Consider the following 20,690-nt stretch of genomic DNA (forward strand, 5'->3'; position numbering starts at 1 on the left):
GGTCCCGTAGTGTAGCGGTTATCACGTCGCCCTGTCACGGCGAAGATCGCGGGTTCGATTCCCGTCGGGACCGTTGAAATTGTTAGACAGTTTCAAGAAGAAAGACTCGTTAGCTCAGTTGGTAGAGCATTTGACTTTTAATCAAAGGGTCACTGGTTCGAGCCCAGTACGGGTCATAAGCGCGGGTTTGGCGGAATTGGCAGACGCACCAGATTTAGGATCTGGCGCTTTAGGGCGTGGGGGTTCAAGTCCCTTAACCCGCATAGAAATATAAATGAGCCGGCTTAGCTCAGTTGGTAGAGCATCTGATTTGTAATCAGAGGGTCGCGTGTTCAAGTCATGTAGCCGGCATTTTTTTGGATAGAGATGCGAACGTAGTTCAGTGGTAGAACACCACCTTGCCAAGGTGGGGGTCGCGGGTTCGAATCCCGTCGTTCGCTTTGAGGCCGGGGTGGCGGAACTGGCAGACGCACAGGACTTAAAATCCTGCGATTGGTAACGATCGTACCGGTTCGATTCCGGTCCTCGGCATAGCGGATATGCGACAGGGCACCCTTAGCTCAACTGGATAGAGTACCTGACTACGAATCAGGCGGTTAGAGGTTCGACTCCTCTAGGGTGCATAAGAAAGTTTTGACTTTTTTATGTGTTTTTGTTATAATTGATTATCGTGATATAGAGCACCCTTAGCTCAACTGGATAGAGTACCTGACTACGAATCAGGCGGTTAGAGGTTCGACTCCTCTAGGGTGCATGAAGGGAAACGAGGTCCTATGACTCCGTTTTTACTTATGATCGGGAAGTAGCTCAGCTTGGTAGAGTACTTGGTTTGGGACCAAGGTGTCGCAGGTTCGAATCCTGTCTTCCCGATATCTGGCGGTGTAGCTCAGCTGGCTAGAGCGTCCGGTTCATACCCGGGAGGTCGGGGGTTCGATCCCCTTCGCCGCTATAACGATCTTGTTGGACCTTTAGCTCAGCTGGTTAGAGCTCTCGGCTCATAACCGAGTGGTCGTAGGTTCAAGTCCTACAAGGTCCATATTAAATATCTTGGAGGATTACCCAAGTCCGGCTGAAGGGAACGGTCTTGAAAACCGTCAGGCGTGTAAAAGCGTGCGTGGGTTCGAATCCCACATCCTCCTTAGATTAGAATATCGCGGGATGGAGCAGCTAGGTAGCTCGTCGGGCTCATAACCCGAAGGTCGTAGGTTCAAATCCTGCTCCCGCAATTTGGCTCGGTAGCTCAGTTGGTAGAGCAATGGATTGAAGCTCCATGTGTCGGCGGTTCGATTCCGTCTCGCGCCATACCATTATCTAATATGCGGGTGTAGTTTAGTGGTAAAACTACAGCCTTCCAAGCTGTTGTCGCGAGTTCGATTCTCGTCACCCGCTTTGAACAGAAGTTCATACCAAGTTTTTTATAACTTGGGCGCGTAGCTCAGGTGGTTAGAGCGCACGCCTGATAAGCGTGAGGTCGGTGGTTCGAGTCCACTCGTGCCCATTAAGTATATTGGAGAATTACTCAAGAGGCTGAAGAGGACGGTTTGCTAAATCGTTAGGTCGGGTAACTGGCGCGGGGGTTCGAATCCCCCATTCTCCGTAGATAAGGGAGTTTAGCATTTGCTATCTCCTTTTCTTGTTTTATAATGTTTTTCTTTTGAAGAATTGTTTCTTGTTGTTTGTTTGAACTTGTTTTGTTGAGTTGTTCTGCTCTAATCTGGATTTATATAAGCGTTTTTTAGGATTTATTGGTTGCGGAGATTGGAATGAATAAATTAAAGATGTCTAAATTTTTGATTTCTATTTTGCTATTGGGAATTGTTATGATAAGCTTGATGCTTTCCCCTCTTTCACCATGGATTGTTTCTGTGACTGGTGATTTTTTGTCCAGTGTTGATCGGGTAGTTGCTATTCCTTTTAATTATCTTGCTAAAGAGAAGAAAAAAGTTGTTCATCTAATAGAGACCTACCAAGAAAATGAGACGCTAAAGGGAACGATTTACAATCTTGAAGAGCAGGCGAATATTTCTGATGCCTTAAAATTAGAGAATGAGAAGTTGCGTTCTCTCTTAGAGTTACGAAATAATGATCAAAGTGCTGTCAAGATTGCTGCAGAAGTTATTTCTCGCTCTCCATCTACTTGGAAGAACGAATTAACTCTTGATAAGGGGCAGTCTAGCGATGTGACAACCTCTATGCTGGCTATTTCTAATGGTGGTTTGATTGGAGCTGTTAGCAGTGTCTCTGAATCTTCAAGTATTGTTAGTCTGCTTACAAATGAAAAGAATGATAGTTCTATTGCCATTAAAATTCAGACAAAGACTGGCTTTGCCTATGGCATCATTGTTGGTTTTGACACTGAAAAGTCAGCTTTTATCGTCAGCCAACTAAATACGGTTGATGGAATTGAAGAAGGGGCAACTGTGACGACAAGTGGTCTCGGCTCTTATAATGCTGAGAATGTCTTGGTTGGTCAAGTTTTATCAATGTCAGCTGGCAAGGACCAATTAAACAAGGAGGTTTTGGTGAAGCCTGCTGCGGATTTGTCTGATATTCAAGCGGTTCTGTTGGTGAGAAATTAGTATGAAAATTCTAAGAGGAACTTTTTTTACAACTTTGTTTTTATTCCTGATCTTCTTCATTGATGGTCAATTATCAAGAAGTCTTGTAGATCTTTTTGCTGAGAAGTGGCATCCGGCAAGTCATATTTTATTGTTCTTTACGGTTTTCTTATTTTTAAACTTTTCAAAGGAATATATTTTTTTCCTCTTCTTCACTCTCGGCCTTTTTTACGATGTTTATTATCTACATGTGATTGGGCTTTTCACCTTCATCTTGCCTCTACTGACAGTTGCCATCTATCATTTTCTTTCTGTATTTTTGCTAAATCGTTGGACACGCGTTTTAGCCATTATTACGATTGTTTTCTTTTTTGAAATGATCAGCTTTGTTTCTGCATCTTTCTTGCACCTAGCAAGCTTTACATTCCCTGATTTTATTATCTATGCTTTGGTGCCAACTTTAGTATTTAATGCCTTTCTTTTCCTATTGTTACAGCCTTTGTTTGAAAAAGTCTATTTATGATGATTTAGAAATAGAAATGTAACGAATGCGTAATATATATCCAGAATTTTTTTGATATACTATATAATGTCTTAGTAAGAAGGAGTGTTAATATTTTTATGAAGAAAAAGCTACTTACATCAGTTTTATTGAGTGCGGTGATCCTTTCTCAAGGTGCTGCGCTAGTAAATGTTAAGGCTGATAGTACAGATGATAAAATTGCAGCTCAAAATAGTAAAATTGATAGTTTAACAAATCAACAAAAAGCGGCACAAGCACAAGTTGATGAAATTCAAAAACAAGTTTCAGCTATTCAAAAGCAACAAGAAGTGCTTCAAGCAGAAAATGAAAAATTGAATGCTGAATCTGCGAAACTTACTGCTGAAATTGAAGAGTTATCAAAGAATATTGTTGCTCGTAATGAGTCTCTTGCAAACCAAGCGCGTAGTGCTCAAACCAATGGTACAGCAACAAGCTATATCAACACAATCATCAACTCTGCTTCAATCACTGAAGCTATCTCTCGTGTAGCAGCGATGAGCGAAATCGTTTCAGCTAACAACAAAATGCTGGAACAACAAAAAGAAGATAAAGAAAAGATTGCTGAAAAACAAGTTGCTAACAATGAAGCTATCAATACAGTCATTGCAAACCAACAAAAACTTGCAGACGACGCTCAAACGTTGACAACTAAGCAGGCTGAACTCAAGGTTGCTCAACTGAACCTTGCAGCTGAAAAAGCAACTGCTGAAAATGAGAAAAATAGTCTCTTAGAGCAAAAAGCAGCAGCTGAAAAAGCGGCAGCTGAGGCAGCGGCGGCAGAAGCAGCATATAAGAACCAGCAACAAGCGCAACAACAAGCGATCCTTGCTTCAGGAAATACAAGCTTCGCAGCACAAGTTCAAGCTGTAAATAATACAGATGGAACTCCTGCAGCAGAAGCAGCAGTTGCTACATCAGGAGCTGCTCAACCATCAGCAGTTGTTGCAACTCCATCATATAGCCTTTCAGCATCAACTTATCCTGTAGGTCAATGTACTTGGGGTGCTAAGACTTTGGCACCATGGGCAGGCGACTTCTGGGGTAACGGTGGCCAATGGGCAGCTAGTGCAGCAGCAGCAGGCTTCCGTACAGGATCACAACCACAAGTTGGAGCAATCGCATGTTGGAACGACGGTGGCTATGGACACGTTGCAGTTGTAACAGCAGTTCAATCTGCTAACAACATTCAAGTATCAGAAGCAAACTATGCTGGTAACCAATCAATCGGTAATCACCGTGGATGGTTTGACCCAACAAATGCACAAGGATACGTAACATACATTTATCCAAACTAATGAAATATGAAGGAGGCTGGGACAAAAGTCCTAGCCTCTCTTTTGTATTTGGATTGTCGAGCAAGCCGCAGTGGTTGAGTGGGCTCTACTACGCTGATTTCATCAGCTTTTACAGCCCTACTCAACTGTGCGGAGGTGGGACGACGAAATCGAATTCTATCGAATTACCGATTTCTGTCCCACTCTCCCTTTTATTTTTTATTGAAAAATTGCTAGAAAAGCGTTACAATGGTAGGTAGGACAAATGCAATTGGTTACAATAAAAGACGATTTAGAATCTGGAGGGAATCATGTCTTTTTCTGATTTAAAGCTCTTTGCTCTTTCTTCTAATCAAGAATTAGCGCAGCGTGTTGCAAAGGAGATTGGGATGCCGCTTGGGAAATCAACGGTTCGTCAATTTTCTGACGGGGAAATTCAAGTAAACATCGAAGAATCGATCCGTGGTAAGCACGTTTTTATCTTGCAGTCAACTAGCTCACCTGTCAATGACAATCTAATGGAAATTTTGATCATGGTGGATGCCTTGAAGCGGGCTAGTGCAGAGTCTATCAACGTAGTGATGCCTTACTATGGCTATGCTAGACAGGACCGAAAAGCTCGTGCTCGTGAGCCAATTACATCTAAATTAGTGGCTAATCTAATGGAGATTGCTGGGGTAGATCGCCTATTGACCATTGATTTGCATGCTGCTCAGATCCAAGGTTTCTTTGACATTCCTGTCGACCATTTGATGGGAGCGCCTTTGATTGCTGATTATTTTGAGCGTCGGGGCATGGTTGGTAGCGACTATGTGGTTGTCAGTCCAGACCATGGTGGTGTCAGCCGCGCTCGTAAGTTGGCTGAATTTCTCAAGACTTCGATTGCGATTATCGATAAACGTCGCAGCGTTGATAAGATGAATACCAGTGAAGTCATGAATATCATTGGTAAGGTGGAAGGTAAGACCTGTATTCTGATAGATGATATGATTGATACAGCGGGGACCATTTGTCATGCGGCAGACGCTTTGGCAGAGTCAGGTGCTGTGGAAGTCTATGCGAGCTGTACTCACCCAGTCTTGTCGGGACCAGCTATGGAAAATATCCAAAAATCCGCTATCAAAAAACTAGTGGTTTTAGATACTATCTACCTTTCAGAGGACAGATTAATCGATAAGATTGAGCAGATTTCTATCGCTCATCTCTTGGCAGAAGCCATTGTTCGGATCCATGAAAAACGTCCACTTTCCCCCCTTTTTGAAGTAGCAAAAAAGGCTTAAAAGTGCCTTGATAAAGATTTTTTTTAGCAAAAGACTTGACAATTTAAAGAATATTTCATATACTATACATAGTAACGATAGTTACCAAATAAAAAATGTTTTTTATATAAAAAAGGAGAAAACAAATGAAAAAAGTTGTACTTTCTAGCGTAGTAGCTCTTTCATTGTTCGCAGTAGCAGCACCAGTATTTGCACAAGGTGAAAATTCTGAGTCATCAAACCAATTGATCCAAAAGAAATATAGCTCATGGCGCGATTCAGCTGATGAAGCAAATACTCAAGTAGCTGCTCACGAAGCTGAAATCAATGCTGAGGCTGAAAAAGATGCAGCAGTTGTAGCTGCTAAAGCTGCTCTTGAACAATACGGTTCAGGTCATGAGTATGGCAAATATGCAGAAAAAGTTGAAGAAGCTCGTACAGAAGCTCGTAACACTGTTCGTAACAAATATGTTGCTCAACTTCAAGATAAATACACTGCAGCAGCTAAATCTCAAGGTAACTACTACAATGAAACTGGCGTAGAAGCTAACCGTACAAATGAACAACGTATCGCTGATGATAAAGCAGCTCAAGGTCAAGCTAGTCAAGCAGGCCAAAACGGTCAAGCTGGTGAAAATGGAAAAGCTGGTCAAAACGGTCAAAAACCTGCATCTGCAGCAGAAGCTAAAGCTTCAGAAGCTAAAGCAGCTAACGGTGCTAAAGCTGGTCAAAAAGCAGCTGGTAAAGCTCTTCCAAAAACATCTGCAGTTAAATAATTTGTTTTAAACAATTGTACTAACGCAATTTATATCACTGGACCTCTGGTTCAGTGATATTTTTTAGAAAGATTTTATAGGATTTTTATCTATGAGAAGAAGAAGACAAAAACGACAGCAGAAAAATTGGAAGATTTTTGGTGGTTTAGGAGCTTTATTTGTTGCTATTTTAGCAGGGATTTTTCTCCTCCAACAGGTAAACTCTTCGAATTCTGCTGCTAAATCATCCACTAGTCAGGTAGGTAAGGTAACTTATACACCAAGTAAGGAAGAAAAGGAATATCTGACTAATCGTTTTAATGGCTTGAAAGCGATCAATCCTGAAACGGTGGCCTATGTCTATGCTCCTGGTACAGAATTGGACGAGCCAGTTGTACAGACCGGTGATAACTCAACTTACTTGGATAAGACCTTTGAAGGTGGAAATGAGCCTTATCTGGGGACTGTTTTCATGGATACTGAAAACAAAAAAGACTTTAGTGACCGTTTGACTTGGCTCTTTGGGCATGCTCGTGGAAGTCAGGTTGGTGACCACCGCATGTTTAATGATGTGAACTATTATGATAAACAGGAATACTTAGATAAGCATAAGTATGTTGTCATTGAAACACCAGAGCGTAAGCTTTACTATCAGGTAATGGGCTTGGTGATCGTTCCAGAAGAGACTGCTTTTTATCGGATTAAGTTTGATGATGATAAGGATTTTGAAACTCAGCTCAAGAATATCTATGAAGCTGCTCGTACCAAAGATTCAAAAATTAAGATTAAGGCTAGTGATAAGTACGTTGTGCTGTCAACTTGTCGTGAAGAGGACGAGACGATTCGTTCTAACCTCTATCTACGTCAAATCCCAGACTCTGAACTACAGGATTTCCTAGCCAAGCATGGAAATGAGCTTACTTATAAAGCAACTCGTGAATAAAAATCAGGATTTTTCCTGATTTTTTGTTTTTCTTTCTATAAATCAGATGGATTTTTGCGCAGGTGCTGCATTTATAGTATAATAGTTCTATTAGATTATCGGAGGCGGCTATGGATTTGACTAAGAAGTTTAATAAGAATTTAGATAAAATTGAAGTGTCTCTGATTCGTCAGTTTGACCAGTCCATTTCTACGATTCCAGGTGTTTTGCGGCTGACCTTGGGGGAGCCAGACTTTACGACACCGGATCATATCAAGGAGGCGGCCAAGGCAGCCATTGATGCCAATCAGAGCCACTATACAGGGATGAGCGGGCTTTTGGAGCTGCGGCAGGCTGCGGCTGATTTTGTCAAGGAGAAGTACCATCTGAACTATCGTCCCGAAGATGAAGTCTTAGTCACTATTGGGGCAACTGAGGCTCTGTCTGCGACTCTGACGGCTATTCTGGAGGAGGGCGACAAGGTCTTGCTACCAGCGCCGGCTTATCCAGGCTATGAGCCGATTGTGAATTTGGTTGGGGCGGAGATTGTCGAGATTGATACGACAGAAAACGACTTTGTTTTGACTCCTGAAATGCTGGAGCAGGCTATCTTGGAGCAAGGGGATAAGCTCAAGGCGGTTATTCTCAACTATCCGGCCAATCCGACTGGTGTGACCTATTCGCGGGCGCAGATCGAGGCTTTAGCAGCAGTATTGAGCAAGTATGAAGTATTTGTCGTCTGTGATGAGGTTTATTCTGAGTTGACTTATACGGAGCAGGGGCACGTTTCTCTGGCGGAATATTTGCCTGAGCAGACCATCGTCATAAATGGCTTGTCCAAGTCTCATGCTATGACGGGCTGGCGACTAGGTTTTATCTTTGCTCCTGCTGCTTTTACGGCTCAATTGATCAAGAGCCATCAGTATCTGGTGACAGCAGCCAATACCATAGCTCAATATGCGGCTATAGAGGCTTTGACGGCTGGTAAGGATGATGCCCAACCCATGAAGGCGGAATACGTCCAGCGGCGGGATTACATTATCGAAAAGATGACAGAGCTGGGTTATCAGATTATCAAGCCAGACGGTGCTTTCTATATTTTTGCCAAGATTCCAGCAGGCTACAATCAAGATTCTTTTGCCTTTTTGCAGGATTTTGCTGAGAAGAAGGCTGTGGCCTTTATCCCAGGGGCGGCTTTCGGCCAGTATGGAGAAGGCTATATCCGCCTGTCTTATGCAGCTAGTATGGAAACCATCAAGGAAGCTCTAAAACGGCTCAAGGAGTACATGGAAGACCATGCTTAGACCGTTAACGAGCAAGAGTTTGATTCTCTATAATCGGAATTTCCGGGAAGATGATAAGCTGGTCAAGATCTTTACGGAACAGGCTGGCAAGCGAATGTTTTTCGTGAAACATGCTGGAAAATCTAAGCTGGCACCAGTCATCCAGCCTCTGACGGCGGCAGAACTCTTGATGAAAATCAATGACGATGGACTCAGCTATATCGAAGATTACCAAGCTGTGGAAAGTTACGGGCAAATCAAGGGCGATCTCTTTGTCATGGCCTATGCCAGCTATGTGGCAGCCCTAGCAGATGCTAGTATTCAGGACAATCAGCCAGATCCGTCTCTCTTTGCCTTCCTGCAAAAGACACTGGATTTGATGAATCAAGGGCTGGATTATGAGGTTTTGACAAATATCTTTGAAATTCAGATTTTATCTCGCTTTGGCGTTTCGCTGAATTTCCATGACTGTGTTTTTTGCCATCGGACAGGTCTGCCTTTTGATTTTTCCTTTCAATATGGCGGGGTGCTCTGCCCAGAGCATTATCACAAGGATGCTCATCGCAGTCATCTTAATCCCAATATTCCTTTTTTGCTCAATCAGTTTCAGGCGGTTCAGTTTAGTGAGCTGGAGACGATTTCGCTCAACCCTGAGATCAAGCGACAGATCAGGGACTTTATAGATCAACTTTATGATGAATATGTAGGCATTCATCTCAAATCAAAGAAATTTATCGACTCTCTGGGCGACTGGGGCAGTATTTTACAAGACAAACATGAGGAAGAACAGCATGAAAAAAATAGCTATTGATGCCATGGGCGGAGACAATGCCCCTCAGGCTTTAGTCGAAGGTGCCAATCAGGCTCTGAGAGACTTCTCGGATATTGAGCTTGTTCTCTATGGGGATGAGGCCAAGATTAAACCTCTGTTGACAGCAACAGAGCGCGTCAGCATCGTTCATACGGATGAAAAGATTGATTCGGATGATGAGCCGACCAAGGCCATTCGCAAGAAGAAGCAGGCTAGCATGGTTTTGGCAGCCAAGGCAGTCAAGGATGGAGAAGCAGATGCAGTCCTGTCTGCCGGTAATACGGGAGCGCTTTTGGCGGCGGGCTTCTTTATCGTCGGACGGATCAAAAATATTGACCGACCGGGTCTTTTATCCACTTTACCGACTGTGGATGGCCGAGGTTTTGATATGCTAGATCTGGGGGCAAATGCTGAAAATACCCCTCATCATCTGCACCAATATGCCATCCTAGGTTCTTTTTATGCGGAAAATGTTCGTGGTATTAAGCGGCCACGGGTTGGTTTGCTCAATAATGGCACTGAGGCCAGCAAGGGAGACCCTCTGCGTAAGGAAACCTATGCATTGCTAGCAGCGGATGACAAGCTGAACTTTATCGGAAATGTGGAGGCGCGTGACCTTATGGATGGAGTGGCAGATGTTGTCGTAGCAGATGGCTTTACGGGCAATGCTGTGCTCAAATCCATCGAAGGAACGGCCATTAGCATCCTAGGCCAGCTCAAAAAGGCTGTGCTAGGCGGTGGTCTCAAGGCTAAGCTAGGAGCTTTATTGCTCAAAGATAGCCTACAGGAAATGCGCAAGAGTCTGGACTATTCCAGTGCCGGTGGGGCCGTTCTCTTTGGACTAAAGGCGCCAGTGGTCAAGACACACGGTTCAAGCGATGCCAAGGCTGTTTATAGCACCATTCGTCAGATCCGAACCATGCTGGAGACAGATGTTGTCGGAAAATCTGTGGTGGAATTTTCAAAAGAGGTGGATACAGAATGAATCAAGAACAAATTTTTCAAAAAGTAACAGAAATTATCCAAGAACGTCAAGGAAAGGACTTTGTTGTCCAGCCAACTTTGGGCTTAAAAGATGATTTAGGCGCTGATTCTGTTGACTTAATGGAATTCATCCTGACTTTAGAGGATGAGTTTGCGATTGAAATTTCAGATGAGGATGTTGATCGCTTTGAAAATGTCGCAGATATTGTTGCCTATTTGGAAAAGAAACTAGCGAAGTAAGAAATGGCTTCGATTTGAACAGATGAAAAACCTTGGTTGATAAAACCAAGGTTTTTTTAGTAAATTTATTTTGGATAAATATAGCTGACAGCTCCTTGACCGGCGGCGTAAGGGTTGAACCAGCCACGGAAGTTGCCAATGTACTGTTTGCCTGCATAGTTGGATTCTTTGATTTGGATGCGGGTGTTGGATTCGACATGGGTGACAACACCGACATGCCCATAACCACCATCGGTCCAGCAGATGATGGCTCCGACTTGTGGTGTGCTTCCTGTTCGGAAACCAGCTGCGCGTGCGCTAGCTGCCCATTGGCCGCCGTTGCCCCAGTAAGGACCAGCCCAAGGAGCCAGTACTTTTGCTCCCCAAGTACACTGTCCATGAGGATAAGAGGATGCTCCTGTATAATCAGGTGTGTAGAGGGTTGGCTCAGGCGTGGTTGGTTTATCAACCTGATAGCTGGTGCCTGTAAGTCCAATCATCTGACCATTGAGATTGCGATAAACATGGGTATGGAAGAGTCCGTTTCCAGCATGCTGTTGCGTATTGATGGTAAATTTATACAAGCCATTGCCCACTTTGTTAGCAGTGTACCATTTGATGTCATCTTGGCCGTTGACCTCTGACCAAGTTGGTAGAGAAATGGTTCCTGGTCCAAAAGCATCGGAAACGGTCACTTCGTAATTGTAGGTAGAGATTTTATTGACAGAAACCTTAGCTTTGATATTTTCAGCGGAGAGGGTGACGCTGTCTGTCGCATAGCTATGCTCGCTACCATCTTTGTACTTAACGTAGATATGATTGGTGTAGCTTCCAGATAAGGCTTGGTGGTTACGGATATTGAATTGTGCAGTAAAAGTTCCATCTCCATTATTACTTGCATCATACCACTTGATATTACTTTGATTCTGGGTACTCCAAATAGGGACGCGAACAGATTCAACTGCCTTAGATGCGGCAGTTTCAGTGACTTTTACAGTGTAGGTTCCCTCTTCCTGATTGATATTTTCAACAGAGAAAAGCGGTTTTTGGTCTTTTTGAGAAGGCATTTTTCCAGCATCTATTGTAGTAGTCGCTCCTGCTAAACATGTAAAGGCTGGATTGACATAGCTTTCTCCATAGAGATGGATATGGTAGGTTCCGGTATCATAATTGTGCTTCTTCAGCTCGACTCTAACGCTATAACTGCCATCAGGATTTTTCCTTGCTTGATACCACTGTAAATCATCTTGTCCCTTATTTTCAGACCAGGTTGGGACAGTGACCTTATACATGGATTCAGGAAGATTTTTGATAAGGATTTCCATAATGCCAGGTTCAGGGAAGCTTGTCTGAATGGTCGGATTAGGCTTTTCTAGATGGAAAGTGGTGCCTGATTGGTAAATCATTTTGCCATTTTTATTTTCATAAGTATCTACGAAATATTTTCCATAACCTTTGTGATTAGAAAGTGTAAATTCGGTGATATCTTGTCCGGCATTATACCATTTTAAGTCATCTTGTCCGTTTTCATCAGACCAGACCGCATGGACAATTTTTGAGTTTCCTTGGTCTTTATTTCGCGTAAAATTGATTCGGCCAATCTGTCCAGCTGTTGTGACGCTTGTTTTGCTAGTGGGTTTATTAACAGTAAAAGTCGTACCATTCAGTCCTATCATTTTCCCGTTAATATTAATGTAAGTATGCACATGGAAAGTGCCGTAGCCAGCGTGCTGTCGGAGGTCAATGGCTGTGCTAGATGTCTGAGGTGTGGTGTACCATTTCAAATCATCCTGCCCGTTTTCGTCGGACCAGACCGCGTGGGAAATGGTATAGGGAACCTGAGCCTTGGAGCGGGCGTAATGAATCTGTGCCGTATTCCCAGTGACATTGACGGTCACATTGCTAGCACGATCAGTGGGGCCTAGGACTTTGTTTCCAGCTTCAGTCGATGCAACAGCTTGAACCGTGGAATGACTGGCAAACAGCCCAAGGACTGCTCCGGATAATAAAAACAGCTTCTGATATTTCTTCATAAATCTCCTTTGAATAAGTAATTTGGATGATTCCATTTAGATTATTCGGGAAAAAATATAAAAAAAGAAAAATTTTAAAAGATGTTGGAACTTGAGTTTCTAATTTATTTTAGTTTTATGAAATCTTTGATGTTTGAAATAAAAGGGATGAAATAGTCAAAATACCAAAAATAATATAGGTAGATTTTATTTGTCAGAGATGGATATTCCTAACGAAAGTGGATTATTTATCTTCTTTTTCTGCTTATCATGGAATAAAACGAACGATTGTGATATAATTTAGATAAATAATTCGTAAAAATACGATGATTTTTACGTGATGTGTTGGCTTGGTGCGTAAGCACCTGTGATGAAGGATGTTGAGGTATCTTAGCTATGAAGCTTTTAGTTGTTGGTTCGGGTGGTCGTGAGCATGCGATTGCTAAGAAGTTGTTGGAGTCTCAGGATGTGGAGCAGGTCTTTGTCGCACCTGGCAATGATGGTATGACCTTGGATGGGTTGGATTTAGTAAATATTGGAATTTCCGAACATTCCAAACTAATTGAATTTGCCAAGGAGCATGACATTGCTTGGTCTTTTATCGGTCCGGATGATGCGCTGGCAGCTGGGATTGTAGATGATTTTAACCAAGCTGGGCTCAAGGCTTTTGGTCCGACCAAGGCTGCGGCTGAGCTGGAATGGTCCAAGGATTTTGCCAAGGAAATCATGGTCAAATACGGCGTTCCGACAGCGGCCTACGGAACATTTTCCGACTTTGAGGAGGCTAAGGCCTATATCGAAAGGCAGGGTGCTCCTATCGTCGTCAAGGCAGACGGCTTGGCGCTCGGGAAGGGTGTCGTCGTTGCTGAGACGGTGGAGCAAGCAGTCGAAGCCGCTCACGACATGCTCTTGGACAATAAATTCGGTGACTCAGGTGCGCGCGTGGTTATCGAGGAGTTTCTGGACGGCGAGGAGTTCTCCCTCTTTGCCTTTGTCAATGGCGACAAGTTTTACATCATGCCGACGGCTCAGGATCACAAGCGTGCCTATGATGGTGACAAGGGTCCCAATACAGGTGGGATGGGTGCTTATGCGCCAGTTCCACACTTGCCACAGAGCGTGGTTGACACAGCGGTTGACACGATTGTCAAGCCAGTCCTTGAGGGGATGATTAAAGAAGGTCGCCCTTATTTGGGCGTGCTCTATGCGGGCTTGATTCTGACAGCAGACGGGCCTAAGGTCATCGAGTTCAACGCTCGTTTTGGCGACCCAGAGACCCAGATTATCCTGCCACGTTTGACGTCTGATTTTACACAAAATATCACGGATATCCTTGATGGCAAGGAGCCAAACATAACGTGGACGGACAGGGGCGTAACTCTGGGCGTGGTTGTCGCATCTAATGGCTACCCGCTAGATTATGAAAAGGGTGTCGAGTTGCCAGCCAAAACCGACGGCGACATCATCACCTACTATGCCGGGGCTAAGTTTTCGGAAAATAGCAGAGCACTGCTGTCAAATGGCGGTCGAGTGTACATGCTGGTCACCACAGCAGATACCGTCAAAGAAGCCCAAGACACCATCTACAAAGAACTCGCCCAACAAAAGACAGAAGGCCTCTTCTACCGAACCGATATCGGAAGCAAGGCCATAAAAGATTAACAGCTACTAAATTTATCGTGGTGAGCGAAAGCGAGCCACTATAGGATAATTGTCGCAGTAAAAGAAAAACTGTAAGAAAGGAGTATTCAGTTAGTTTTCCTAACTGAACACGGGACTAAATTCCTAGGAAAAAAGATAAAACTGCCTAGACGTAACGTCGTCGTTAGTTTTCCTATTTTTCTACGGGATTTTTCGCAAGCGAAACGTCCCTTTGTATCTTGATATGAAACCAATTATTTCCATCATCATGGGCTCCAAATCTGACTGGGCAACCATGCAAAAAACAGCAGAAGTCCTAGACCGCTTTGGTGTAGCCTACGAAAAGAAAGTCGTCTCTGCCCACCGCACACCAGACCTCATGTTTCAACATGCGGAAGAAGCTCGCAGCCGTGGTATCAAGGTTATCATTGCAGGTGCTGGAGGCGCAGCCCATTTGCCGGGGATGGTTGCTGCTAAAACAACCCTTCCTGTCATCGGTGTGCCCGTCAAATCACGTGCTCTCAGCGGTCTGGACTCACTTTATTCGATTGTGCAGATGCCAGGCGGTGTACCTGTGGCAACTATGGCTATCGGTGAAGCGGGAGCGACAAACGCTGCCCTCTTTGCCCTCCGTCTCCTTTCAGTAGAGGACCAGGCCATTGCGACAGCTTTGGCAGATTTCGCAGAAGAACAAGGAAAAATCGCAGAGGAGTCTACAAATGAGCTCATCTAAAACAATCGGAATTATCGGTGGTGGCCAGCTGGGGCAGATGATGGCCATTTCTGCTATCTACATGGGGCACAAGGTTATCGCGCTGGATCCTGCGGCGGATTGCCCGGCCTCTCGTGTGGCGGAAATCATCGTGGCGCCTTATAACGATGTGGATGCCCTCCGTCAGTTGGCTGAGCGTTGCGATGTCCTGACCTATGAGTTTGAAAATGTCGATGCTGACGGTTTGGATGCTGTCATTAAGGATGGTCAACTCCCTCAAGGGACGGACCTTCTTCGCATTTCTCAAAATCGCATTTTTGAAAAGAATTTTCTCTCAAATAAGGCTCAAGTAACGGTAGCTCCTTACAAGGTTGTGAAGTCAAGTCAAGATTTGGCAGATATTGACCTTTCTAAAAACTATGTCCTCAAGACAGCGACAGGTGGCTACGACGGACATGGGCAAAAGGTCATTCGTGCAGAAGAAGACTTGGAAGAAGCCTATGCGCTAGCTGAATCAGCAGCCTGTGTTTTGGAGGAATTTGTCAATTTTGACCTTGAAATTTCTGTCATCGTGTCCGGAAATGGCAAGGATGTGACAGTTTTCCCAGTTCAGGAAAATATCCACCGCAACAATATCCTGTCTAAGACCATTGTGCCAGCTCGCATTTCAGAAAGTTTGGCTGACAAGGCCAAAGCAATGGCGGTGCGAATCGCTGAACAGCTCAGCCTGTCTGGAACGCTTTGTGTGGAAATGTTTGCGACCGCTGATGACATCATTGTCAATGAGATTGCCCCACGGCCACACAACTCTGGCCACTACTCTATCGAAGCCTGCGACTTCTCGCAGTTTGACACCCATATTCTGGGCATTCTGGGAACACCATTGCCAGCTATCCACCTGCATGCGCCTGCAGTCATGCTCAACGTCCTCGGCCAACACGTCGAGGCTGCTGAAAAATATGTCACAGAAAATCCAAGCGCCCACCTCCACATGTATGGTAAAATAGAAGCGAAACACAATCGCAAGATGGGACATGTGACTTTGTTTAGTGATGCGCCGGATGAGGTTGAAGAGTTTTAGAAAATAATTAGTGAGGTTATCATGGCATTAGAAAGTTCAACAAATATTGAAGAGGATTTTAATTTTGAGGATGAAAAATCTTTTGATGAAGTAGTTTTCAAAATTAGATACTGGAATACGACATATACATTTGGAAGAATAGCTGAATTAGATAAAAAAGGAAAACTTATAAAACCAGATTTGCAAAGATCTTATGTTTGGAAGCAAGAAATGGCTTCAAGATTGATCGATTCAATTTTATTGGGAATACCGTTGCCTAATTTTTTCATTTATAGAAACGAGGATGAATCAAATGATATCATTGATGGCTTACAAAGAATAAAGACTATATCTAGTTTTATTAATAAACGTAGTCTTCCAGGGGCTAAAAATGAAAAACCATTTAGGTTAAGTAACAGTAATTACATCAGTAGTAGTTGGAGAGGGAAAACATTTGATGAATTAACTTCTGATGAGCAGGAAAGATTAGTTGATGGAGAAGCTTCAATAGTTTTCTTTGAACAGAGGTTTCCAAATAGCAAAGAAATTGCTATTAAAAGACATGTGTTTGAGAGAATTAATACTGGAGGAATTAAGTTAACTCCGCAAGAAATTCGAAATGCATTATATCCTGGAAAACTAAATGATGAGATTAAAGAATTAGCTAAACAATGGAGCGATAGAGAAGCTCGTTTTTCTGAATTGGATTTTAGAAAATTTAAAATAGATGAGTTGATTTTACGGATTTTGACTATGGAAAACATAGTTAGTAAAGGGTATATAGAACTACGAAAGGATGAGAAAGACAATATAGTTGATACACCAATATCAACGTCTATAGTTCTAAAAAATCAAATGGATTTTTTTATGGAACAGAATGCTAGAGGGTATCAAAAACTCAATCTATTAAAAAAAGCTATAGATTTTTATTATGAAAATTATGATGATAGAAATTTTATAGGAAAGAATAAGAATAATATTAATTCGGTCTATGCAGAGACAGTTTTCATTATACTAATGAGAGAAATAGACAGAGGTAATAAAATTAATTTAACTAGTGTAAATTATGAAAAAATAAAAATGATGTCCCCAGAAGATAAACTTCCATTCACTAAGCGAACGACAAATACAGATAATTTGAAATCACGTATAGAAAAATTTAGTAGTATATTGAAAGAGGAAGGCAATGAGGAAAATTAGTATTTCTTTGCCTGCTTATTTGAAGGAAGATATTTACTATATTTCTTCTGAAATAACAAGGTTGGAGAGTATGAGAGAAGCAGAGGGTGAGTTAAGTGTTGAAAAGAGACATTTAATTTTATTGATTGCTACTTTTACGGAACAGTCTTTAAAAAAATTAAGAAAAGATATTATTAGTGTTGAAGGCACTCCAGAATATATCAAAAAATATTTCCAAAATAAAGATGAGAAAGAGCCGCTATACGTAAAAGTGGATAGTGGTAATTCTATTTTTAAAAATTTCGGTAAAAAAAATAGTAGTTTTAAATTAGATTTCATTATTAAGAAAAAGCAGGTTCTGTTTTTTGATGAACAGGAGAATATAGAGGAATTTGAAAAAATCATTAATAAAAATCGGAATCAAGCTGCTCATGAAGTACAACCGGAATTTACTTTGGATTATAATAAAATACGTCAATTTTACGACTATGTTCTTTTGTTTTTAGAACATTATTATAGACAATCGGAAGAACTATTTGAAATAGTTCATGATAATTTTTTGTTTAACTCCATTGATAGTTACAAAGAGTACTTTAATTCTAGTCATTTAGTAAAAAAATATAGCGAACATATTTTTACATATCGGCGAATTCAATATAGAGAAGATATTAAAGCGAATTTTTCTGAAGAAGAGTGGATGTGGATATTTTACCAATATTTCTTAAAGTCCGATAAATTTAATAATAATTTATTAAAAAATATAGAAACTATACCACAAGAGTTAAGAGATTGGGTTGAGAAAATAAGTGATCCTGAATCAGTTTGGAGAGGAGAACAAGATGGTTTTTCAGTTAGAGAAAATATATGTAGAAAATTATCCAAAGTAGCAGAAGAAAATAAGATATATATCAATTTTCCCATAAAAATTAAAGGAGATAAAATTTATTTTGGTAATAAGGAAGTTGAGTAAAGGAGACAAATAATCATGATCAACCGTTATTCTCGCCCCGAAATGGCGAACATTTGGACTGAAGAAAATAAGTATAAGGCTTGGCTGGAGGTAGAGATTCTGGCTGATGAGGCCTGGGCTGAGCTGGGTGAGATTCCCAAGGAAGATGTGGCCTTGATTCGTGAGAAGGCAAGCTTTGACATCGACCGCATCTTGGAGATTGAGCAGGAGACGCGCCACGATGTGGTGGCTTTCACGCGGGCGGTTTCTGAGACACTGGGCGAGGAGCGCAAGTGGGTGCACTATGGTCTGACCTCGACAGATGTGGTGGATACGGCCTACGGCTACCTCTACAAGCAGGCCAATGACATCATCCGTGAGGATCTGCGTCGCTTCACTGACATCATTGCGGAGCGGGCGCGGGAGCACAAGTTCACCATCATGATGGGGCGGACCCACGGGGTGCATGCGGAGCCGACGACTTTCGGTCTCAAGCTTGCGACCTGGTACAGCGAAATGAAGCGCAATATCGAGCGTTTCGAGATTGCGGCTGCGGGTGTGGAAGCTGGGAAAATCTCTGGGGCGGTTGGGAACTTTGCCAACATTCCACCATTTGTGGAAAGCTATGTCTGTGAGAAATTAGGCATCCGTCCGCAGGAGATTTCGACTCAAGTCCTGCCACGTGATCTCCATGCTGAATACTTCTCAGCTCTAGCTTTGATTGCGACATCTATCGAGCGCATGGCGACTGAAATTCGCGGTCTGCAAAAGTCTGAGCAGCGCGAGGTGGAAGAGTTCTTTGCCAAGGGTCAAAAGGGCAGCTCTGCCATGCCGCACAAGCGCAATCCAATCGGCTCTGAAAATATGACTGGTCTGGCGCGTGTCATTCGAGGCCACATGGTGACGGCCTTTGAGAATGTCTCTCTCTGGCATGAGCGCGACATTTCCCACTCATCAGCTGAGCGGATTATCGCACCGGACACGACCATTCTCATTGACTATATGCTCAACCGCTTCGGTAATATTGTCAAGAACCTGACCGTCTTCCCAGAAAACATGAAGCGCAACATGAACTCAACCTTTGGTCTTATCTTCAGCCAGCGGGCTATGTTGACCTTGATCGAAAAAGGCATGACACGGGAGCAGGCTTATGACTTGGTGCAGCCAAAGACCGCCCAGTCTTGGGATAATCAAGTAGACTTTAAGCCTTTGCTCGAAGCGGATCCAGAGGTTACATCACGCCTCACTCAAGAGGAAATCGACGAAATCTTCAATCCTACTTATTACACCAAGCGCGTAGATGAAATCTTCAAGCGCGTGGGGCTGGATTAAACAAAAAAAGATGAGGCTGGGACAAAAGTCCTAGCCTCTCAATTGTCTTTGGATTGTCGAGCAAGACGCAGTGGTTGAGTGGGCTCTACTACGCTGATTTCATAAGTTTTTACAGCCCTACTCAACTGTGCGGAGGTGGGACGACGAAATCGAATTCTAACGAATTACCGATTTCTGTCCCACTCTCATTTTTATTATTCTCGAATGTATTATAAAAGTTTTGTTTTTGTTGGTTTTCAGTCCTAAAATACTAAAAAATATACGAAATTAAAAAATTCTGTTTATTTTCTGTCATTTTTTGATCTTTATTAAACAAAAATCGTTCAAATGTCTTGCAAATTGGTATAGATAGGTTTATAATAAAGATAGGCTAGTTAGTCAGGAAATGAAAAACGACAGCTCATGAGAACCATCGTTTTTCAGATTAATGATCGCGACTAGAAGAAATAAATTTGATTTTGAAGAAATCGCCACGCTTGTAGGTTTCGCTGTACTCTAGGATTTGTCCGGTATTTTCCAGTTTTGTGATCTTGACTTGATGCACAGTTGGGAAGTTTGGATCAATTTCTAAGGTCTTGGCAATATCTTTTGGCGTTGGAAAGACGATTTCGTTGGTTTCTTCGAAATACTCATCATTCATGTGGATGTGATAATCCGTTTTGAAGCGATTGTAGATCGAGCTGTAGTAGTCCAGATCTGGATAGTTTGGATTGATGTACTGTTCAGGAATGTAGGTTTGGTGATAGATATAGACTTTATCGCCTGTCCTTCTGATACGGTCAATCTTGTAGTAGAACTGGGACGGTGTTAGTTCTAGTTTTTCCAAGATTCTCAATTCATTTCCACGTTCGATGGACAGAACAGTCACCTTATCCTTTTGGATAGGGAAAGTTTCGATATCAGAGAATTCCACACGCTTGTGTTTTCTTGCGCGTGAAACAAATGTTCCCTTCCCTTGCTGACGGATGATGTAGCCATCATTCGCAAGTTCGTTCAAAGCGCGGACAACGGTGATGGAACTGACGTTGAACATCTTGATTAACTCAGCTTCTGTGTAGAATCTATCACCGTTTTCAAAGTTACCAGAAATGATTTGTTGTTTCAAGTCATCTTTGATTTGTTGATATTTAGGAATAGCCATTGTGCTCACCTCTCTTTTTTTATCCCTCTCTATATTGATTTTAACATATTTTCAA

Annotated in this window: 18 protein-coding genes and 17 tRNA genes; 33 read left to right on the plus strand and 2 right to left on the minus strand. The window is 42.6% G+C overall.

Annotated elements, in window-relative coordinates:
• The 27 genes from O3644_RS06580 (at nucleotide 1) to O3644_RS06710 (ending at nucleotide 10,630) form a co-directional block, all read left to right on the plus strand.
• Nucleotides 1-73, plus strand: a tRNA-Asp gene (locus O3644_RS06580).
• A 30-nt stretch (nucleotides 74-103) separates the two neighbouring features.
• Nucleotides 104-176: transfer RNA gene (locus tag O3644_RS06585), tRNA-Lys, on the plus strand.
• Between the two features lie 5 nt (nucleotides 177-181).
• Nucleotides 182-263, plus strand: a tRNA-Leu gene (locus O3644_RS06590).
• A 15-nt stretch (nucleotides 264-278) separates the two neighbouring features.
• Nucleotides 279-351: transfer RNA gene (locus O3644_RS06595), tRNA-Thr, on the plus strand.
• A gap of 17 nt (nucleotides 352-368) precedes the next feature.
• Nucleotides 369-440, plus strand: a tRNA-Gly gene (locus tag O3644_RS06600).
• A 5-nt stretch (nucleotides 441-445) separates the two neighbouring features.
• Nucleotides 446-531 (plus strand) — tRNA-Leu (locus O3644_RS06605).
• Nucleotides 532-549: 18 nt separating this feature from the next.
• A tRNA-Arg gene (locus O3644_RS06610) sits at nucleotides 550-623 on the plus strand.
• Nucleotides 624-680: 57 nt separating this feature from the next.
• A tRNA-Arg gene (locus O3644_RS06615) sits at nucleotides 681-754 on the plus strand.
• Between the two features lie 42 nt (nucleotides 755-796).
• Nucleotides 797-870: transfer RNA gene (locus O3644_RS06620), tRNA-Pro, on the plus strand.
• Between the two features lie 5 nt (nucleotides 871-875).
• A tRNA-Met gene (locus O3644_RS06625) sits at nucleotides 876-949 on the plus strand.
• A 13-nt stretch (nucleotides 950-962) separates the two neighbouring features.
• Nucleotides 963-1,036: transfer RNA gene (locus O3644_RS06630), tRNA-Ile, on the plus strand.
• Between the two features lie 13 nt (nucleotides 1,037-1,049).
• A tRNA-Ser gene (locus O3644_RS06635) sits at nucleotides 1,050-1,139 on the plus strand.
• A 13-nt stretch (nucleotides 1,140-1,152) separates the two neighbouring features.
• Nucleotides 1,153-1,226: transfer RNA gene (locus O3644_RS06640), tRNA-Met, on the plus strand.
• A 3-nt stretch (nucleotides 1,227-1,229) separates the two neighbouring features.
• Nucleotides 1,230-1,302, plus strand: a tRNA-Phe gene (locus O3644_RS06645).
• Between the two features lie 16 nt (nucleotides 1,303-1,318).
• Nucleotides 1,319-1,389, plus strand: a tRNA-Gly gene (locus O3644_RS06650).
• Between the two features lie 35 nt (nucleotides 1,390-1,424).
• Nucleotides 1,425-1,498: transfer RNA gene (locus O3644_RS06655), tRNA-Ile, on the plus strand.
• A gap of 11 nt (nucleotides 1,499-1,509) precedes the next feature.
• A tRNA-Ser gene (locus tag O3644_RS06660) sits at nucleotides 1,510-1,597 on the plus strand.
• A 166-nt stretch (nucleotides 1,598-1,763) separates the two neighbouring features.
• Nucleotides 1,764-2,579 carry a rod shape-determining protein MreC gene (mreC, locus tag O3644_RS06665; RefSeq protein WP_371595343.1) on the plus strand — a complete coding sequence of 272 codons (816 nt, stop codon included), beginning with the start codon at nucleotides 1,764-1,766 and terminating at the stop codon, nucleotides 2,577-2,579.
• A gap of 1 nt (nucleotide 2,580) precedes the next feature.
• On the plus strand, nucleotides 2,581-3,081 hold the full coding sequence (gene mreD / locus O3644_RS06670) for a rod shape-determining protein MreD (RefSeq protein ID WP_062004467.1): 501 nt from the start codon (nucleotides 2,581-2,583) through the stop codon (nucleotides 3,079-3,081).
• A gap of 98 nt (nucleotides 3,082-3,179) precedes the next feature.
• Complete coding sequence (gene pcsB / locus O3644_RS06675) at nucleotides 3,180-4,397, plus strand: peptidoglycan hydrolase PcsB (RefSeq protein ID WP_371595344.1); 1,218 nt, start codon at nucleotides 3,180-3,182, stop codon at nucleotides 4,395-4,397.
• Nucleotides 4,398-4,687: 290 nt separating this feature from the next.
• Nucleotides 4,688-5,656 (plus strand): ribose-phosphate diphosphokinase, encoded by a 969-nt coding sequence (locus O3644_RS06680; RefSeq protein ID WP_045498384.1) that lies wholly within the window; start codon nucleotides 4,688-4,690, stop codon nucleotides 5,654-5,656.
• 125 nt (nucleotides 5,657-5,781) lie between these two features.
• Nucleotides 5,782-6,411, plus strand: coding sequence for an amylase-binding adhesin AbpA (abpA, locus tag O3644_RS06685; RefSeq protein ID WP_371595345.1), 630 nt, complete (start codon nucleotides 5,782-5,784; stop codon nucleotides 6,409-6,411).
• Between the two features lie 91 nt (nucleotides 6,412-6,502).
• Nucleotides 6,503-7,333: a class B sortase, LPKTxAVK-specific gene (gene srtB / locus O3644_RS06690; protein WP_125373633.1), complete on the plus strand. Its 831-nt coding sequence runs from the start codon at nucleotides 6,503-6,505 to the stop codon at nucleotides 7,331-7,333.
• A 110-nt stretch (nucleotides 7,334-7,443) separates the two neighbouring features.
• Nucleotides 7,444-8,616: a pyridoxal phosphate-dependent aminotransferase gene (locus O3644_RS06695; protein ID WP_371595346.1), complete on the plus strand. Its 1,173-nt coding sequence runs from the start codon at nucleotides 7,444-7,446 to the stop codon at nucleotides 8,614-8,616.
• On the plus strand, nucleotides 8,609-9,406 hold the full coding sequence (gene recO, locus O3644_RS06700; RefSeq protein ID WP_371595347.1) for a DNA repair protein RecO: 798 nt from the start codon (nucleotides 8,609-8,611) through the stop codon (nucleotides 9,404-9,406). Before O3644_RS06695 ends, recO begins: the two co-directional genes overlap by 8 nt.
• Entirely contained in the window at nucleotides 9,387-10,391 is a 1,005-nt protein-coding gene (gene plsX / locus O3644_RS06705; RefSeq protein ID WP_311164659.1) for a phosphate acyltransferase PlsX, read from the plus strand. The genes recO and plsX overlap by 20 nt, the downstream gene beginning before the upstream one ends.
• Nucleotides 10,388-10,630, plus strand: coding sequence for an acyl carrier protein (locus O3644_RS06710; protein WP_005591354.1), 243 nt, complete (start codon nucleotides 10,388-10,390; stop codon nucleotides 10,628-10,630). Before plsX ends, O3644_RS06710 begins: the two co-directional genes overlap by 4 nt.
• A gap of 65 nt (nucleotides 10,631-10,695) precedes the next feature.
• Here O3644_RS06710 and O3644_RS06715 read toward each other — a convergent pair whose 3' ends face one another.
• Complete coding sequence (locus O3644_RS06715; RefSeq protein ID WP_371595348.1) at nucleotides 10,696-12,642, minus strand: GBS Bsp-like repeat-containing protein; 1,947 nt, start codon at nucleotides 12,640-12,642, stop codon at nucleotides 10,696-10,698.
• Between the two features lie 375 nt (nucleotides 12,643-13,017).
• On the opposite strand from O3644_RS06715, the gene purD reads away from it, so the two are divergent.
• From purD to purB, 6 genes are all read left to right on the plus strand, one after another.
• Entirely contained in the window at nucleotides 13,018-14,283 is a 1,266-nt protein-coding gene (gene purD, locus O3644_RS06720) for a phosphoribosylamine--glycine ligase (RefSeq protein WP_371595349.1), read from the plus strand.
• A gap of 223 nt (nucleotides 14,284-14,506) precedes the next feature.
• A complete protein-coding gene (gene purE / locus O3644_RS06725) occupies nucleotides 14,507-14,995 on the plus strand; it encodes a 5-(carboxyamino)imidazole ribonucleotide mutase (protein WP_045504741.1) in 489 nt (162 codons plus the stop codon).
• Nucleotides 14,982-16,055, plus strand: coding sequence for a 5-(carboxyamino)imidazole ribonucleotide synthase (purK, locus tag O3644_RS06730; RefSeq protein ID WP_371595350.1), 1,074 nt, complete (start codon nucleotides 14,982-14,984; stop codon nucleotides 16,053-16,055). The genes purE and purK overlap by 14 nt, the downstream gene beginning before the upstream one ends.
• Before the next feature lie 21 nt (nucleotides 16,056-16,076).
• Nucleotides 16,077-17,234: a DUF262 domain-containing protein gene (locus O3644_RS06735; protein ID WP_371595351.1), complete on the plus strand. Its 1,158-nt coding sequence runs from the start codon at nucleotides 16,077-16,079 to the stop codon at nucleotides 17,232-17,234.
• Nucleotides 17,221-18,183, plus strand: a complete 963-nt coding sequence (locus O3644_RS06740) for a hypothetical protein (protein WP_371595352.1) — start codon at nucleotides 17,221-17,223, stop codon at nucleotides 18,181-18,183. The genes O3644_RS06735 and O3644_RS06740 overlap by 14 nt, the downstream gene beginning before the upstream one ends.
• 15 nt (nucleotides 18,184-18,198) lie before the next feature.
• Complete coding sequence (gene purB, locus O3644_RS06745) at nucleotides 18,199-19,494, plus strand: adenylosuccinate lyase (protein ID WP_371595353.1); 1,296 nt, start codon at nucleotides 18,199-18,201, stop codon at nucleotides 19,492-19,494.
• 424 nt (nucleotides 19,495-19,918) lie between these two features.
• Here the strand turns inward: purB and O3644_RS06750 are convergent, their stop codons facing one another.
• Nucleotides 19,919-20,635 (minus strand): GntR family transcriptional regulator, encoded by a 717-nt coding sequence (locus tag O3644_RS06750; RefSeq protein WP_005591344.1) that lies wholly within the window; start codon nucleotides 20,633-20,635, stop codon nucleotides 19,919-19,921.
• Between the last annotated feature and the right edge of the window lie 55 nt (nucleotides 20,636-20,690).

Source organism: Streptococcus sp. 27098_8_113, assembly GCF_041432545.1.
In the GTDB taxonomy this organism is placed as follows: domain Bacteria; phylum Bacillota; class Bacilli; order Lactobacillales; family Streptococcaceae; genus Streptococcus.